The sequence below is a fragment of the Enterococcus sp. 4E1_DIV0656 genome (genome assembly GCF_002140695.1).
Taxonomy (GTDB): domain Bacteria; phylum Bacillota; class Bacilli; order Lactobacillales; family Enterococcaceae; genus Enterococcus_D; species Enterococcus_D entomosocium.
Genome location: NZ_NGLF01000002.1, coordinates 43,941 through 60,703 on the forward strand (window position 1 = coordinate 43,941; position 16,763 = coordinate 60,703).

General features: G+C 43.0%; 15 protein-coding genes. 13 read left to right on the forward strand and 2 right to left on the reverse strand.

Annotated features, from left to right (window positions below; all coding sequences use genetic code 11):
• From A5882_RS13530 to A5882_RS13580, 11 genes are all read left to right on the forward strand, one after another.
• On the forward strand, nt 1-927 hold the full coding sequence (locus A5882_RS13530) for an aspartate carbamoyltransferase catalytic subunit (RefSeq protein ID WP_005235988.1): 927 nt from the start codon (nt 1-3) through the stop codon (nt 925-927).
• A gap of 36 nt (nt 928-963) precedes the next feature.
• On the forward strand, nt 964-2,247 hold the full coding sequence (locus tag A5882_RS13535) for a dihydroorotase (protein WP_086299448.1): 1,284 nt from the start codon (nt 964-966) through the stop codon (nt 2,245-2,247).
• A 1-nt stretch (nt 2,248) separates the two neighbouring features.
• On the forward strand, nt 2,249-3,328 hold the full coding sequence (locus tag A5882_RS13540; RefSeq protein ID WP_005235984.1) for a carbamoyl phosphate synthase small subunit: 1,080 nt from the start codon (nt 2,249-2,251) through the stop codon (nt 3,326-3,328).
• Nucleotide 3,329: 1 nt separating this feature from the next.
• Nucleotides 3,330-6,515 carry a carbamoyl-phosphate synthase large subunit gene (gene carB, locus A5882_RS13545; protein ID WP_086299447.1) on the forward strand — a complete coding sequence of 1,062 codons (3,186 nt, stop codon included), beginning with the start codon at nt 3,330-3,332 and terminating at the stop codon, nt 6,513-6,515.
• Nucleotides 6,516-6,536: 21 nt separating this feature from the next.
• A complete protein-coding gene (locus tag A5882_RS13550; protein ID WP_005235982.1) occupies nt 6,537-7,313 on the forward strand; it encodes a dihydroorotate dehydrogenase electron transfer subunit in 777 nt (258 codons plus the stop codon).
• A complete protein-coding gene (locus A5882_RS13555) occupies nt 7,313-8,236 on the forward strand; it encodes a dihydroorotate dehydrogenase (protein ID WP_016611756.1) in 924 nt (307 codons plus the stop codon). Before A5882_RS13550 ends, A5882_RS13555 begins: the two co-directional genes overlap by 1 nt.
• Nucleotides 8,236-8,955 (forward strand): orotidine-5'-phosphate decarboxylase, encoded by a 720-nt coding sequence (pyrF, locus tag A5882_RS13560; RefSeq protein ID WP_086372972.1) that lies wholly within the window; start codon nt 8,236-8,238, stop codon nt 8,953-8,955. Before A5882_RS13555 ends, pyrF begins: the two co-directional genes overlap by 1 nt.
• Nucleotides 8,952-9,587 (forward strand): orotate phosphoribosyltransferase, encoded by a 636-nt coding sequence (gene pyrE / locus A5882_RS13565; RefSeq protein ID WP_086372973.1) that lies wholly within the window; start codon nt 8,952-8,954, stop codon nt 9,585-9,587. Before pyrF ends, pyrE begins: the two co-directional genes overlap by 4 nt.
• 157 nt (nt 9,588-9,744) lie before the next feature.
• Complete coding sequence (locus A5882_RS13570) at nt 9,745-10,422, forward strand: carbonic anhydrase family protein (RefSeq protein ID WP_016620153.1); 678 nt, start codon at nt 9,745-9,747, stop codon at nt 10,420-10,422.
• Nucleotides 10,423-10,745: 323 nt separating this feature from the next.
• Complete coding sequence (locus tag A5882_RS13575) at nt 10,746-11,663, forward strand: AraC family transcriptional regulator (RefSeq protein ID WP_016611759.1); 918 nt, start codon at nt 10,746-10,748, stop codon at nt 11,661-11,663.
• Entirely contained in the window at nt 11,663-12,154 is a 492-nt protein-coding gene (locus tag A5882_RS13580; protein WP_016620151.1) for a pyridoxamine 5'-phosphate oxidase family protein, read from the forward strand. The genes A5882_RS13575 and A5882_RS13580 overlap by 1 nt, the downstream gene beginning before the upstream one ends.
• A gap of 254 nt (nt 12,155-12,408) precedes the next feature.
• On the opposite strand, the gene efbA is transcribed toward A5882_RS13580, so the two are convergent.
• Both efbA and A5882_RS13590 read right to left on the reverse strand, forming a co-directional pair.
• Complete coding sequence (gene efbA, locus A5882_RS13585) at nt 12,409-14,109, reverse strand: fibronectin-binding protein EfbA (protein WP_086372974.1); 1,701 nt, start codon at nt 14,107-14,109, stop codon at nt 12,409-12,411.
• Nucleotides 14,110-14,217: 108 nt separating this feature from the next.
• A complete protein-coding gene (locus tag A5882_RS13590) occupies nt 14,218-14,616 on the reverse strand; it encodes a DUF1622 domain-containing protein (protein WP_005235970.1) in 399 nt (132 codons plus the stop codon).
• A gap of 126 nt (nt 14,617-14,742) precedes the next feature.
• Here A5882_RS13590 and A5882_RS13595 point away from each other — a divergent pair, with 126 nt between their 5' ends.
• Complete coding sequence (locus A5882_RS13595; RefSeq protein WP_005235969.1) at nt 14,743-15,318, forward strand: hypothetical protein; 576 nt, start codon at nt 14,743-14,745, stop codon at nt 15,316-15,318.
• Nucleotides 15,319-15,695: 377 nt separating this feature from the next.
• Entirely contained in the window at nt 15,696-16,748 is a 1,053-nt protein-coding gene (trpX, locus tag A5882_RS13605) for a tryptophan ABC transporter substrate-binding protein (RefSeq protein ID WP_010748363.1), read from the forward strand.
• Nucleotides 16,749-16,763: the final 15 nt, after the last annotated feature.

Below are 16,763 nucleotides of genomic sequence, written 5' to 3' on the forward strand. Positions count from 1 at the left end.
ATGATTATTCAATCCGAAAGAATCAGCTTAAAGCATCTTTTGACGGTAGAAGCATTGACGGACCGTGAAGTGATGGGACTCATCCGCAGAGGACAAGAATTCAAAAGAGGGGCGAAATGGATGCCCCAAAAAGAACAATATTTCGCAACAAATCTCTTTTTTGAGAACAGTACCAGAACCCACAAAAGCTTCGATGTTGCTGAGAAAAAACTAGGGATCGAAGTCATCGAATTTGAAGCCTCCACCAGTTCTGTTCAAAAAGGCGAGACCTTGTATGACACGGTCTTGACGATGTCGGCTTTAGGTGTAGACGTTGCGGTCATTCGCCACGGCGATGAAAATTACTACGACGCTTTGATCCAAAGCAAAACGATCCAGTGCAGTATCATCAATGGCGGGGACGGCAGCGGCCAACACCCAACGCAATGCTTGCTAGATCTGATGACGATTTATGAAGAGTTTGGGCATTTTGACGACTTGAAAGTCGCAATCGTAGGTGACATCACCCACTCACGGGTCGCAAAATCAAACATGCAAATGTTGAAGCGTCTCGGAGCGAAAGTCTTCTTCTCAGGTCCAAAGGAATGGTATGACGAAGAATTTGAAGTATACGGTCATTGGCTACCATTAGACGAATTGGTCGCAGAAGTCGATGTTATGATGATGCTTCGTGTCCAGCACGAGCGCCATGATGGAACGGAAAGCTTTTCAAAAGAAGAATACTTAAAAAATCACGGGTTGACCGTGGAACGCGCCGCAAGAATGAAAGAGCATGCGATCATAATGCACCCAGCGCCGGTCAATCGCGATGTGGAATTGGCTGATGCCTTAGTTGAAAGCTTACGCTCACGAATCATCACACAGATGTCCAATGGCGTCTTTGTTCGAATGGCGATTCTTGAAGCGGTGTTGAACGGTAAGGCCTAACAGGCAAAAAGGAAAGAATTAGAGGAGGAAGTTTACATGAAAACACTCATTAAAAACGGTAAAATCATCAAAAAAGACAATCACTGTGTTCCTGCAGCAATTTGGATCGAAGAAGGAATCATTCGCGGGATCGGTACAGCATTTCCCGAAACAGATTTTGACGAAGTCATCGATGCCAAAGAGCAATTGATCACGCCAGGTTTAGTGGATGTTCATGTACACTTCAGAGAACCAGGCTTTGAGTACAAAGAAACAATTGAAACGGGCAGCATCGCAGCAGCTCGCGGTGGGTTCACGACAGTTTGCGCAATGCCAAACCTTGACCCAGTTCCCGATACACCGGAAAAATTAACAGCTGTTTACGAAAAAATCAACGCAGATGCGTCAATCAATGTCTTACAATACGCCCCGATCACAGAAAACTTACGCAGTGAAACGTTGACGGATGCAGCTGGAATGAAAGCTGCTGGCGCTTTCGCCTTGACGAACGATGGCGTGGGTGTTCAGACTGCTGGCACAATGTATCTGGCAATGAAGCAAGCAGCCGAAAATGACTTGGCCTTGGTTGCCCATACAGAAGATGACTCCTTACTCTTTGACGGCGTGATGCATGCTGGTAAAAAAGCAGAAGAACTTGGACTACCGGGGATCTTGAGTGTAACGGAAGCTTCTCAAATCGCTCGTGATGTACTTTTGGCGGAAGCAACAGGTGCTCATTACCATGTCTGCCATGTCTCGACCAAAGAAAGTGTTCGAGTGATCCGAGATGCCAAAAAAGCTGGTATCCATGTGACAGCTGAAGTTTCTCCTCATCATTTGCTTCTAATCGATGAAGATATTCCTGCCGATGAAGGCTTTTGGAAAATGAACCCACCGTTACGTGGGCAAGAAGACCGTGAAGCGTTGATCGAAGGTCTGCTGGATGGCACGATCGATTGTATCGCGACGGATCATGCCCCACATGGCTATGAAGAAAAAATGAAAAGCTTTTTAAAAGCACCATTTGGCATCGTCGGATCAGAATATGCCTTCCAATTGTTGTACACTCATTTTGTCAAAACAGGACGCTTTACCTTGCAGCAACTAGTGGATTGGATGACCGTGAAACCAGCATCAATCTTTGGTCTAAGCGCCGGAACGATGATGGTCGGAGACAAAGCCGATCTCGCGATTTTTGACTTAGAATCAGCTTATAACGTGGATCCTAAGCAATTTCTATCAAAAGGAGTCAATACGCCTTTCGGTGGATGGACGTTATATGGGGATACAAGTTATACATTTGTAAATGGAAAATTAGTATGGCAAAAAGGTGGGCAATAATATGAAACGTTGGCTTATTTTAGAAGATGGAACATACTTTGAAGGCGAAGGCTTTGGTGCCAGTATCAATGTTTTTGGCGAGATTGTTTTTACCACCAGCATGACGGGCTATCAAGAAGCCATTACGGATCAAAGTTTTAACGGACAAATCATTACGTTTACGTATCCGATGGTTGGAAATTACGGCGTCAACCGAGACGACTACGAATCAATTTCACCGACTTGTAAAGGGGTCGTTGTGAAAGAACACGCGCGTCTAGCGAGCAATTGGCGGAAACAGCTGACGTTAGATGAATTTTTAAAACGCAAAAATATTCCAGGGATCGCAGGAATCGATACACGCGCGCTGACAAGAAAGATCCGTCAACATGGGACCATGAAAGCGAGTATCGTTGATGCAGGAGATGTCTTTGACCATGCCTTTGATCAATTAAAAGCGGCGGTTTTACCAACCAATCAAGTGGCACAAGTTTCTACCTCAAAACCTTATCCAAGTCCTGGAACGGGTCGCAATATCGTGGTCATCGACTTCGGCTTGAAGCACAGTATTTTACGGGAATTGTCACGCCGCAACTGCAATTTAACGATTTTGCCATACAATACGACAGCGCAAGAAATTTTAGACCTCGCACCAGATGGTGTAATGCTGACAAATGGACCGGGTGATCCTAAAAGCTTGCCAGAAGCAATTAAAATGATACAAGGGATTCAAGGCAAGGTACCGATCTTCGGGATTTGTTTAGGCCATCAGCTCTTCTCATTAGCGAATGGGGCAGATACCTATAAAATGAAGTTCGGTCACCGCGGATTGAACCATCCGGTAAGAGAGATCGCCACTGGTCGGATCGATTTTACCTCACAAAACCATGGCTTTGCTGTGGATGAAGCATCCATCGATCCTGAAAAACTAATGGTGACACACGTCGAAGTGAACGATGGCACGATCGAAGGGGTTCGTCATCGCCGCTACCCAGCATTCAGTGTCCAATACCACCCAGATGCGGCACCGGGCCCGCATGATGCGGTCCACTTATTTGACGAATTTTTAGAGATGATCGATGCATGGAAGGAGCAGAACTAATATGCCAAAACGGACAGATATCAAGAAAATCATGGTAATCGGTTCTGGACCGATTATTATAGGACAAGCGGCAGAATTTGATTATGCCGGTACACAAGCTTGTTTAGCTTTACGAGAAGAAGGTTACGAAGTGGTGTTAGTCAATTCGAATCCCGCAACGATCATGACGGACAAAGAAATTGCTGACAAAGTCTACATTGAACCAATCACATTTGAGTTTGTCTCACGGATTTTACGTAAAGAACAGCCTGATGCAATTTTACCGACATTAGGCGGACAAACGGGCTTGAATATGGCGATGGAATTAGCCAACTCAGGTATTTTGGATGAATTAGGAATTGAGTTGCTAGGAACCAAATTAGCGGCAATCGATCAGGCAGAAGATCGAGATTTATTCAAACAATTAATGGAAGAATTGGATCAACCGATCCCAGAATCCGAAATCGTATCAACGGTGGAAGCAGCAGTTGAATTTGCGAAAAAAATCGGCTTTCCAATCATTGTTCGTCCAGCATTTACGCTAGGAGGAACGGGCGGTGGCATGTGTAACAATGAAGAAGAATTACGCCAAATCGCTGAAAACGGCTTGAAGCTCTCGCCCGTGACCCAATGCTTGATTGAACGTAGTATTGCTGGGTTTAAAGAGATCGAATATGAAGTGATGCGGGATTCTGCAGACAACGCGATCGTTGTTTGTAATATGGAAAACTTCGATCCAGTCGGCATCCACACCGGCGATTCCATCGTCTTTGCCCCTAGTCAAACACTGTCAGACCATGAATACCAAATGTTGCGAGATGCGTCATTAAAAATTATTCGCGCATTAAAAATAGAAGGTGGTTGTAACGTTCAGTTGGCACTTGATCCACATAGCTTTAATTACTATGTGATTGAAGTAAATCCAAGGGTTTCTCGTTCGTCTGCACTAGCAAGTAAAGCAACAGGTTATCCAATTGCCAAACTGGCAGCGAAAATTGCCGTCGGTTTAACATTGGATGAAATGAAAAATCCAGTCACAGAAACCACCTATGCAGAATTTGAACCTGCCCTGGACTATGTTGTGGCAAAAATTCCTCGCTGGCCGTTTGACAAGTTTGAAACGGGGGAACGTCGATTAGGAACACAAATGAAAGCAACTGGAGAAGTGATGGCCATTGGTCGTAATATTGAAGAGTCATTACTGAAAGCTGTTCGTTCATTGGAAATCGGCACACATCATATCGAAATGAAAGAACTAGAAGCTCTTTCTGACAATGATCTGATGGAGAAGGTCATCAAGGCGCAAGATGATCGCCTGTTCTACGTCATGGAAGCCATCCGAAGAGGGTATACTATCGAAGATTTGAATGAAATGACGAAAATCGATTTATTCTTCTTAGATAAAATGCTTCACATCTTTGAGATCGAACAAGCATTAGCAAACGATCCACAATCCCTTGATATGTTGAAAAAAGCTAAGCAAAACGGCTTTACGGATAAAAAGATCGCTGAGCTGTGGGAAACCACGGAAGCTGAGATCCGCACGCTGCGCCATGAGCAAAAGATTTTGCCAGTCTACAAAATGGTGGATACATGTGCCGCAGAATTTGAATCAGCAACACCTTATTTCTACAGCACCTATGAGTTTGAGAATGAAAGCAAGCGCAGTGAAAAAGAATCTGTTCTTGTCCTAGGTTCTGGACCGATCCGAATCGGACAAGGGGTGGAGTTCGACTATGCAACAGTGCACTCGGTGAAAGCGATCCAAGCTGCTGGCTATGAAGCGATCATCATGAACAGTAATCCTGAAACGGTTTCGACTGATTTTTCTATCTCCGACAAGCTGTATTTTGAACCGTTGACCTTAGAAGATGTCTTGCATGTGATCGATTTGGAACAGCCAATTGGGGTCATCGTCCAATTTGGCGGGCAAACGGCGATCAATTTAGCCGAACCTTTGGTGAAAGCCGGAGTCAAAATCCTAGGCACCAGCATTGAAGATCTTGATCGTGCCGAAAACCGCGATCTCTTTGAGCAAGCATTACAAGCATTAGATATTCCGCAACCACCAGGCGACACGGCGACGAACGAACAAGAAGCGATCGCCATCGCACAAAAAATCGGCTATCCTGTTTTAGTCCGCCCAAGTTATGTCTTAGGGGGACGTGCGATGGAAATCGTGGAAAACCAAGCCGATTTAGAAGATTATATGCGTCATGCAGTGAAAGCATCACCAGAACATCCTGTCTTGGTCGATCGTTACTTGGTTGGTAAAGAATGTGAAGTCGATGCTATCTGTGACGGCAAAACTGTTTTGATTCCTGGAATCATGGAACATATCGAGCGTGCAGGGGTCCATTCAGGAGATTCAATGGCAGTCTATCCACCGCAAAATCTTTCGGATGAACTAATTGCTACGATCGAAGAATATACCAAACGCTTGGCATTAGGTTTAAATTGTATCGGTATGATGAATATCCAATTTGTCATCCATGAGAACAAAGTGTATGTCATTGAAGTAAATCCTCGTGCTAGCCGAACCGTGCCATTTTTAAGCAAGGTAACAGAGATCCCAATGGCACAAATTGCCACGAAGGCGATTCTCGGGGAAGAGATCACAGCGTTAGGTTATCAAGACGGACTTGCTCCAACACCAAATGAAGTACACATCAAAGCACCTGTCTTCTCCTTTACAAAACTTTTAAAAGTCGATACTTACTTAGGCCCTGAAATGAAATCAACGGGTGAAGTAATGGGATCAGACAAAGATTTGGCAAAAGCACTTTATAAAGCTTTTGAGGCATCAGGCCTGCATATTCCTGAATTTGGAAAAGCACTTTTCACCGTTGCAGACGAAAGCAAAGAAGAGGCAGCAGCACTGGCGGCGCGTTTCGTAGAGGTCGGCTTCACCTTAATGGCTACCAATGGAACCGCTGATTACTTTGAAGAAAAAGGCCTGCAAGTGACACGAGTTGCTAAAATCTCTGATCAACAAGCAGAAGAAACGGTTGTTGATTTGATCCGTAAAGGAACGACCCAAGTAGTAGTCAATACCATGGACAAAGATCGCCAAAATGCAACGGAAGACGGATTTATCATTCGCCGAGAAGCAGTGGAGCATGGTGTACCGACCTTTACTTCTCTTGATACAGCGGATGCAATTCTAAAAGTGATGGAATCCCGCAGTTTTTCAACAAAAGCAATTTAACGCAGATAAAGGAGTTTTTTGATGAAGCAAGAAATCATGACCATCAGCAAACAGCGTCAACTGGCACCACGGATTTTTGAAATGACATTGACTGGTGAATTAGTCAATGAGATGAGGACCCCAGGGCAGTTTCTGCACCTGCGGGTTCCTCAAAATGCCTTTCTTCTTCGCCGACCGATCAGTATCAATCATATCGATGCTGAGAAAAAAGAATGCCGAATCATTTACCGGGTCGAAGGAGATGGCACACGAATTTTTTCAGAAATGACCGTTGGTGATCCAATCGATGTGATGGGGCCGTTAGGAAATGGGTTTCGCTATCATCATTTAAATCAAGGGGACACTGCATTTATCGTAGGTGGCGGTATCGGTGTACCGCCGCTCTATGAATTATCGAAACGTCTGACCCAACAAGGCGTCCACGTCATTCACTTTTTGGGCTTTGCCAGCAAAGACGTCATGTATTATGAAGAGGAATTTCGTGCACTAGGAGACACGAGGATTGCTACCGATGATGGCAGCGCTGGTTTACAAGGAAATGTTGGCAACCTGTTGTTAGCTGCAGAGCAAACACCTGCGGCGGTCTTTGCCTGCGGAAATAACGGTCTTTTAAAAACCACCGCCCAGCTTTTCGAAGACCTTTCAGATGTTCAATTATCCATGGAAGCGCGAATGGCTTGCGGGATGGGTGCCTGTTATGCCTGTGTTTGCCATACGAAAGATGACGAACAAGGTACAAAAAGTGTCAAAGTTTGTGACGAAGGGCCTGTATTTCAGGCGAGAAAGGTGGTCATTTAATGTCGATCAACGTCGAGCTACCCGGATTGAGTCTAAAAAATCCGATCATGCCTGCCAGCGGCTGTTTTGGGTTTGGTGCAGAATATGATAAATATTATGACATCAGTCAATTAGGTGCGGTGATGATCAAAGCGACCACACCTGAACCACGTTTCGGCAATCCAACCCCAAGGGTAGCGGAAACGCCTAGTGGTATGTTAAATGCCATCGGGTTGCAAAATCCTGGGTTAGAAACGGTCATGAATCAAATATTGCCGGACTTAGCTCAAAAACATCCAGAGTTACCGATCATTGCAAACGTTGCTGGTTCGACCGTCGAAGATTACGTTCTTGTGTGTCAGGAAATCAGTCAGGCAGAAAATGTCAAAGCGATCGAACTGAATATCTCTTGCCCTAACGTCAAACATGGCGGTATCACTTTTGGAACCGATCCTGCGGTTGCTGGTGCATTGACTGAAGCGGTCAAAAAAGTCTCGCAAGTGCCGATCTATGTCAAACTTTCGCCGAATGTGACGGATATTGTCCCAATTGCAAAAGCGATCGAAGCAGGCGGCGCCGACGGGTTTACGATGATCAATACGCTTTTGGGCATGCGGATCGATTTAAAAACACGAAAACCGATTTTAGCCAACCAAACCGGGGGCTTGTCTGGTCCATCAATCAAACCAGTGGCGATCCGCCTAATCAAACAAGTGGCGCAAGTTTCTCAATTACCAATTATTGGCATGGGGGGCGTGATGTCAGTGGATGATGTACTTGAAATGTATCTGGCAGGTGCAAGTGCAGTTGCAGTAGGAACTGCAAACTTTACCGATCCTTACATTTGCCCAAAATTGATTGAAGAATTGCCTATCCGAATGGCAGAATTAGGGATCACTTCTTTGGAACAGTTGATAAAAGAAGTGAGAGAGGAGCACGTGTGATGAGTGAACGACCAATTATTGCCTTAGATTTCCCCAACAAACAGGCTATTGAAACATTTTTAGCGCAATTTCCTGCGGGAGAAAAATTATTTGTAAAAGTTGGAATGGAGATTTTCTACCAAGAAGGACCAGCGATCGTCACTTGGTTGAAATCCTTTGGCCATGACATTTTTTTAGATTTAAAATTACATTATATCCCTAATACTGTTGGACGAGCAATGGAGCGCTTAGCTTCTTTAGGTGTTGCTTTGACGAATGTTCATGCAGCCGGCGGGATTGAAATGATGACTGCTGCTAAAAAAGGTCTGCAACAAGGAACCCCCGCTGGAGACAAAGTCCCTGATTTGATTGCAGTTACCCAATTGACCTCCACTAGTGAGGCACAAATGCATCATGATCAGCAGATCATGACGTCACTGCAAGAAAGTGTTATCCATTACGCCACTTGTGCCCAAAAAGCTGGATTAGACGGTGTTGTTTGCTCCGCACACGAAGCAAAACAGATCAAGCAAAGAACAACCGATGCCTTCATACGCTTGACGCCTGGTATCCGACCAGCTGGCAGTGAAGTTGGCGATCAAAAACGGATCATGACACCTGCACAAGCTCGCAATGCGGGGGCTACCATGATCGTTGTGGGACGTCCAATCACCCAGTCTAAGACACCGTATGAAAGTTATCTGCAAATAAAACAAGAATGGAAGGAAGCTAGCCAATGAAAGAACAATCCAATCAAATTGCCAAAGATCTTTTAGACATCGAGGCGATTTTTTTACGACCGAATGAACCATTTACTTGGGCAAGCGGCATCAAAAGCCCTATTTACTGCGACAATCGAATCACTATGAGTTATCCTCATGTACGTCGCGCCATTGCGAAAGGCTTAGCTGCAGTCATCAAAACGACTTATCCCGAAGCAGAAGTGATTGCAGGGACCGCAACAGCCGGGATTCCCCATGCTGCTTGGGTCGCTGAATTGTTAGATTTGCCAATGGTTTATATTCGCAGCAAAGCAAAAGAACATGGCAAAGGCAATCAAATTGAAGGTCGTATTCAGCCAAATCAAAAAATGGTCGTCATTGAAGATTTATTGTCAACAGGTGGCAGTGTCTTAGAAGCTTGTGAAGCAGCCAAAAGAGAAGGAGCCGACGTATTAGGCGTCGCTGCGATCTTTACTTACGAGCTGCCTCAAGTCCAAGAGAATTTTGACCAAGCAGGTCTATCCTATGTGACTTTGACAAACTATACAGCGTTGATCGAGTCGGCTTTAGAAACGGGTGCTATTCAAGAGCCTGATGTTGCCCTGTTACAAGAGTGGCGAAAAGATCCTGCTGCTTGGTTGAGTGAATAAGGAATTGAAATAAGAAACGGATATGTGAGGGAATGACCAAGCATATTCGTTTTATTTTTACCTATTTTCTGATAGCATTGGGAGAAAGTTTTTTTGATAGGAAGGGCTATTCCTTGCTGTCAACTTGAATTAGGAGGCTGTTTTTTTGAAAAGAAATATGGATGTTCCCTGGAGTTATTCCGGAGACAATGGACCTGAACATTGGCACACTTTGTGCGATTGGTATGCACAAGGCGCCGAATTTCCTTACCAATCCCCAATTGCTTTAGTTCACGATGAAACCGAAGAACCTATCGATCAGGACTTGGCTTTTCACTATAAACGAGAGCGGTTCACGGAAAAAGAATTCAAAAATACGATTCACTTCGTTCCATATAACAAAGAAAGTTATGTCACATTTAAAGGGATCAACTACTATTTGACGGATATTCATTTCCACATGCCGTCTGAACATATTATCGATGATGAACAGCAAGAATTAGAGTTTCATCTCGTCCATATGAATGAGGACGGAGAAAACTTGGTTGTGGGTATCTTATTCAAATTGACGGATAAGCTCAACTGGATCTGCAATCAGCAAGACGACAGCATCTGGGACTTTGAAAACCATACGCAATGGTTTGATCCGACTATGTTCTTACCAGAACGCACCCACCATTTCCATTATGTGGGTTCGTTGACGACACCGCCAACCAAAGGGCCAATCAATTGGTTCGTCTTTGACTGGATCGGGGAGATGAGCCGCCGCTTCATTTTGGAATTCCGGGAAGAAGTGTTAGAAAACAATAATCGCCCATTACAAGACCGCAAAGATCGGCCTATTTATTTCTATTAATTTATAAAAATAGATCCTTTTACGTAGTGTTTCTCACTGACTTCATTTGATGGTCAGTATAGAAACCACTTCGTAAGGGTAATCTATAAAAATGATGTTAGAATTTTTAGAATGTCATTGACTAGAAAAAGACGAAAACTCTTCGTCTTTTTTTATTTTTATATTCTAGGACCATGAAGGCTATGCTAAAATATTAAATAAGCTGATTCTCGGCAGTTAATGCATTGTGAAAATAAATACAAATATAGTTTTTTTTAGAAAAAGAGCAGACACGGTAAAGCTTTTTTGGCTGAGTATTTTATAGTGAAAGAAAGGAAATCCATATGCATGCATGGGAAGCAATCCAAAAATCCATTGATTTTATCGAAGACAATCTTGCTGAGTCGCTAGAGATCGAAACGTTAGCACAAGTCGCATCACTTTCTGTATTTTATTATCAACGCTTATTTACTCGCTTAGTTAAAATTTCTGTTAGGGAATATATAAAACTGCGTCGTCTGGCCAGAGCCGCTGTTTTATTAAAAGACAGAAAAAGTCGAGTCATTGAGGTCGCTTTTGAGGTTGGTTTTAGTAGCCATGCAGTATTTTCAAGAACCTTTAAGACCGTTTATGGACTTTCACCTTCTCTTTACCAAAAAGCGCCGATCGGCTTGCAAAATTTTGATAAGCCGGATCTATCTTTAGGGTATATTGTCACAGAAGAAGGCAATCCATTGATCAGCGAAGGAGTCGTTTTGGAGATTCAGAAGAAGCGAAATCAGCAACCGCTGGTTTTTTGTGGCGTTGTTGGTTACTATCCATTTAAGTATGGAAAAATGCTGGGCCAACGAACAGGGATTGATCCGATTGATGATATTTGGCATGATTTTTATCAAAAGACTGCCAATCAGCCTCGCACCGATCATTGCCTGATCGGTGTTTCATTTCCGGGAGATGCGCCTGAAGGCTATTCAAGTTATTTTGTTGGTCAAATATCTGATGGTTCGCAATTTCTCAACTGCACTGAATGGACTTTACCAGAACGTGAGTATATTGTTTGCAGCTTTGATACGGTCTCAGAGCAACTGATCATCAATATGGGAAAGGCGATGCGTTATACCCGTTTTTGGCTCAAGAAAAATGGCTGGATTGCTGAGAATTTTTTTCCTGAGCTTTATCAAAAAGGGGAAAATCATGTGGTTCATGTCGAATTATGGATTCCTTTTAAAAAAAGAATTAAGATGCAAGGAGGAACAGAATAATGACCCACCAGTATGAAGAAGGAATAAAGCTGCTTGAAGAAAAATTCGGACATTTTAAAGACAATGTGATTGCCCTTGCGACGACAGCTTGTGACAAAACTGTAGAGGGACACATACAACCAGTCGTTCGAGAAGTTGATGCTTTTTATGAAGAGGGCGTTTTTTACGTGTCGACACACGAGCAATCCAATAAAATCAAGCAAATCAAAAAGAACCCAGCAGTTTCCATTGCCGTTAGCGGTGAATGGTTTACTGCGGTTGGTCAAGGGGAGAATTTAGGTTGGGTGCTAGACCCTAAAAATGCAGAATTAAGAAGCAAAATTCGCAAAGCCTTTGTCTGGTACGACGAAGTCAACAATGAGAATGATAAAGGCTGTTGCTTTCTAGCAATCCATTTGACCAAAGGAACGTTGAATATCAATCACTGGGAAAAGCTGTATCATTTTGATTTCGAGAAGAAAGTCACTATGGAGGATGGCGGTATTTATTAGCTAGCAGAAGCTACTTTCTCACGGTGATTTTCGAATGCCATTCTATCGGATCTAGCAGATACGTCGATGGCTAAATTCTGAGAAGGCTTGCCTTTTGTGTTTCAAGCTAAGCAAAATTGTCGCTGGAAGAGCAGTAGATAGAAGGAAAAAGCATAAAAACCGATCACAAGCGCGTGTAGTTTCGCAGCGCTTTTGTGGTCGGTTCTTTTATTGATTACACTATGTTTTTTTGATCCGAATAGACTGAGGAGCAGCTAGGACTGTTTTAATCTCAAAATTCCCTCATCAGGTGTCACAAAAAGCGTTTTTTGATTCTCATAAATGACGAATCCAGGTTTGGCACCATTCGGTTTCCGAATATGTTTGACTTGCACGTAGTCCACCGGTACTTGGGCAGATTGACGATATTTTGAGAAATATGCGGCAAGCTCTGCAGCTTCCATTAAGGTTGTCTCACTAGGATCATCCGAACGAATGATGACATGAGAGCCAGGAATATTTTTGGTATGCAGCCAGATATCACTCTTACGAGCTGTTTTTAAAGTCAGTTGGTCATTTTGTAAATTGTTTTTTCCAACGAAAATTTCTGTTCCGTCTGAAGAAAGAAATCGTTCTGGTTGCGAAGGAGCGGCTTTTTTACGCTGTTTCGTCCGATTTTTGACATAGCCTTGTGCAATCAGTTCTTCCCGAATAACCGCCAGATCCATTGGAGAGGCGATTTCTAATTGAGCTAACACGGATTCGAGATACGCGATTTCTTCTTTCGTTTCGGCAATCTGCTGATGGACCAGTTTGACTGCATTTTTTAATTTCTGATAACGTTGAAAATATTTCTGAGCATTTTGATTGGGAGAAAGAGCGGGATCTAATTTGATCGTCAAAAGCCGATTCTCATCATAGTAATTTTCCAAATCAACTGAAGCAGCACCTCGGGGGACTTGATTCATAAAGGTCGTCAAAAGCTCACCTTTTTGACGGAATTCTTCGGCGTTTTCTGAATCGATTAACGTTTGTTGCCGTTTCTTTAACTTCAATTGGTTGCGTTTCAGTTCATTCTCAACCTTCTTTAGTAATTCGCCACCTTGTTGTTTGACCCGATCTCTTTCCGCCTTGTCGTGATAAAACGCATCTAAAAGCTCGCTCAGACTCTGATAATGGGTGACAGTGGTGGTCGCATCGATCAATGATGGATAGGGAATTGGTGTGAAATATTCCTTTTTCTCTGACTGAAGATAACTTGGCGCTAGCTCCTGGGTAAGCTCTGTAAAGAAAGCTTCCCACTGACGCAGTTTTTCATTGGGATTGGCATTGATTCGAGCGATTAATTCTTCTGCTGTATCGCGGCCTAAGCCTTGGAATCGTTGTTGAAGTTCTTTTGCCGTCAAGGGATCGATGGTCGATAATTCTTCAAAAATTTTGGTGCGAGAGGCTGTAAAAGGATTAAGTGTTGTTTGCTTTGGTGGTGCAATATAAGTAGCACCCGGTAATAAAGTACGATACGTATTTTGTGAATGACCAATGTGTTTGATTGTATCGACAATTTTTCCGCTCGTCTTATTCATTAATAAAATCGTGCTGTGACGGCCCATCAATTCGACAATCAAGACGAGGGATTGTAAATCACCTAGTTCATCTCGTCGAGTAAAATGAAAATGGATCACACGGTCATTGTCGATTTGTTCGATTGATTCTAAGATCGCCCCTTCTAAATATTTCCGCAGCATCATCAAGAAATTCGGTGGGGTTTCTGGATTGCTATAGGCGATCGTTGTGCATTGCACACGAGCATAGGTGGGATGTGCGGATAGCAAAAGTTTATGATTTTTCCCTTGGGCACGGATCACAAATACGACCTCATTTTCATAAGGTTGATGAATTTTGTTCACACGTCCACTGGTTAATTGATTTTGTAATTCTTTGACCATTAAATGGGTAAAAACACCATCAAAAGACATATTGTTTCCCTCTTTTCTTATAAGGATAGTTTGACTGAGGGATTGATCCTTCCAATGTCAAATATTCCTATCTATTATACCGAAGAATCCAAAGAAAAGCCATGGCAGCTAGCTTTCCTTTTTCTTGTTAGGTTGGTGATCGGTGGTTTGCAGTGCACGCTCAATTTCTTTGTTCAAGAAATAAGAGATGACTGTTCGAATAATAACGACTGCAGCTAGACGTACGATGTCTTCGAAAGTAGGGTGGATGATCGTCTCAATAATATCTGCTGCAATCAAGATCTCAAGACCTAATAAGACATAACTCCCTAAATAATTGCGGATAAAATTATTCTCTCTGGCTGCCACCAAACGGTCCTTTTCTGTTAATTCGTAGCGCACGAAATCAATGCCTGCGATCAACACACCCCAAACGATGACGAAAATGGAGAGAAAGTTTAAACAGACAACAATGAAATCGAAGATTGGGTTGGCTCCAGTCATCAAAGAACTAGCTAGATTATGCATAATGACTCCTTTACCGTTTTCTTTTATCTTACCGAATTATCGAAGAAATGTGAAGTTTCTTGACGTTCTAGAAGGGAATTGATAGTATGAATTAATAGTAGGATTTTTAAAAAAGGTGGGCAAATTATGGAACAAGTTAGGAACTTTGTTCATTACACGAAAGAAAAAACAGTGGAAAGCTGGCAGGCTTTGTTAGATGATCTATACCGAGATCAGAAAAAAACGATTTTCACGCTGATCGGAGGCATTCTTTTCGCGCTGGTTTTTGCAGGCTTGATCGTTTTTTCTCAAAATCGCATCAACGCCTCTTTAGTGGATCGAATCGCTTTCGACAAGTTACCTTCGGAAAAAGTACAGCCATTACCATATTTGACAGCTGATAAGACGATTCGCGAAACAAGAGCGATTTCTGTGATGTACAGTAAACCAAATGGCCCACAGCTGGATCAAGTGTTTGATCTGATCCAAGCACAGGAAGACGAAATGAATCGAACATTTTTTTATTATCCGATCGTCTATGACGTGGCATTTTTCTCCAATGAATATGACATTGATCCTGATAAAGTGACCTTTGTCTTCTATGAAGAAGGAGTCGAGAAAAATCGCTTTACTTTTGATTCATTTGAGCAGCCAACGACGGAATTCATCCCAGAATTGAATCGTTTACCCATGTGGACGATTCGTTCTTCTGCCAATGATTGATAAAAAAATCTGACAATTTGACAGAAAATTGTTGACGTTTTTTTATCAATAGGCTAAACTGAATTCAATCAAGAAAGAAAACAAGTTGAGAAGGAGGAACAATCATGAAACTATTTATTCCATTGCAAGTGAAATCATGGCAAAACTGGCGTAGATAGTTGTATTGATGGGACCTCATTCCATAGATACAACTTTTTAGAGAACCTTCTAAAGTGCTGTATCTATGCTGGTAGTTGAATTTATCGCCGCATAGGACAAGCTTCTATGCGGCTTTTGCTTACTTGCAATTGCCGTCACATAGGCAGTTGCTTTTTTTGTTCTCAAAAACCATAAAATGAAAAACACGAAAAACGTAAGCAGAAAAAGGAGAATGAAAAATGAAAAACAAGGGATTAATTGCATCGGTTGCCGTTATTTTATTATTTTTAGGAGCGACATTTGTCTATCAGTTAGGAATGAGAAGTGGGACCAATCAAGCTAGTGAGACTTCGGAACCAGTAGAAAAAGCTGAAAAAACAGTCGGGATCCTACAATTTGTCAGTCATGAAGCACTGGATGCGATCACCGAGGGGATCAAAGAAGGCCTTAAAGAATCAGGCTATACCGAAGGGGACAACTTGACGATCGAATTCCAGAACGGTCAAGCGGATCAAAGCAAATTGGCAACGATGAGCCAGCAGCTGCTAAATAAAGATGCCGACGTTTTGGTTGGGGTAGCAACACCCGCAGCACAAGCGTTGGCGAATGTCACTCAGGATGTACCAATCGTTTTAGGAGCGGTCACTGATCCAGTTGGGGCAAATCTCGTGGCAGATATGGATCAACCCGGTGGAAATATCACTGGTGTTTCAGATAAAGCACCCGTCGCTGCGCAAATCAAACTAGCAAAAGATTTGCTGCCGGAGGCAAAAACAGTCGGCATTTTGTATTCTTCGACTGAAGACAATTCGAAATACCAAGTGGCAGAAGCAGAAGCTGCTGCCGAAGAAAATGGCTTGACCAGCAAATCGTATGCCGTTCCTTCAAGTAACGAAATTGCTCAAATGGTGCAAGTGATGGCACGAGAAGTCGACTTTATCTATATTCCGTTAGATAACACGATCGCAAACGCAATGCAGACGGTAGTACAAGAAGCCAATAAATCAAAAACGCCCATCATCACGTCTGTTGATACGATGGTGGAACAAGGCGGCTTAGCAACGGTTGGGCAAGATCAATTTACGATTGGGGTCGAAACTGGGAAGATGGTGGCAGCAATTCTTGACGGGACGGCCGAACCTGCGACAACTCCGATCTATACATTCAGCGATGGCGAAACGATCATTAATGAAACACAAGCGCAGTTATTGGGAATCACTATCCCAGAAAACCTCAAAGACGAGGCAAAATTGATTACAACGACACCGGAAAGTGAAGCAAGTGATGAGTAACAATTAGGAACAGCA

Bases quoted from the DNA above. Each gene is read 5' to 3' on its own strand.
- A5882_RS13590 (WP_005235970.1), bottom strand. From the start codon at position 14,616: ATGCATAATCTAGCTAGTTCTTTGATGACTGGAGCCAACCCAATCTTC.
- A5882_RS13580 (WP_016620151.1), top strand. From the start codon at position 11,663: ATGACCCACCAGTATGAAGAAGGAATAAAGCTGCTTGAAGAAAAATTC.
- trpX (WP_010748363.1), top strand. From the start codon at position 15,696: ATGAAAAACAAGGGATTAATTGCATCGGTTGCCGTTATTTTATTATTT.
- A5882_RS13550 (WP_005235982.1), top strand. From the start codon at position 6,537: ATGAAGCAAGAAATCATGACCATCAGCAAACAGCGTCAACTGGCACCA.
- A5882_RS13535 (WP_086299448.1), top strand. From the start codon at position 964: ATGAAAACACTCATTAAAAACGGTAAAATCATCAAAAAAGACAATCAC.
- A5882_RS13570 (WP_016620153.1), top strand. From the start codon at position 9,745: ATGGATGTTCCCTGGAGTTATTCCGGAGACAATGGACCTGAACATTGG.
- pyrE (WP_086372973.1), top strand. From the start codon at position 8,952: ATGAAAGAACAATCCAATCAAATTGCCAAAGATCTTTTAGACATCGAG.
- A5882_RS13575 (WP_016611759.1), top strand. From the start codon at position 10,746: ATGCATGCATGGGAAGCAATCCAAAAATCCATTGATTTTATCGAAGAC.
- A5882_RS13540 (WP_005235984.1), top strand. From the start codon at position 2,249: ATGAAACGTTGGCTTATTTTAGAAGATGGAACATACTTTGAAGGCGAA.
- efbA (WP_086372974.1), bottom strand. From the start codon at position 14,109: ATGTCTTTTGATGGTGTTTTTACCCATTTAATGGTCAAAGAATTACAA.
- carB (WP_086299447.1), top strand. From the start codon at position 3,330: ATGCCAAAACGGACAGATATCAAGAAAATCATGGTAATCGGTTCTGGA.
- A5882_RS13555 (WP_016611756.1), top strand. From the start codon at position 7,313: ATGTCGATCAACGTCGAGCTACCCGGATTGAGTCTAAAAAATCCGATC.
- pyrF (WP_086372972.1), top strand. From the start codon at position 8,236: ATGAGTGAACGACCAATTATTGCCTTAGATTTCCCCAACAAACAGGCT.
- A5882_RS13530 (WP_005235988.1), top strand. From the start codon at position 1: ATGATTATTCAATCCGAAAGAATCAGCTTAAAGCATCTTTTGACGGTA.
- A5882_RS13595 (WP_005235969.1), top strand. From the start codon at position 14,743: ATGGAACAAGTTAGGAACTTTGTTCATTACACGAAAGAAAAAACAGTG.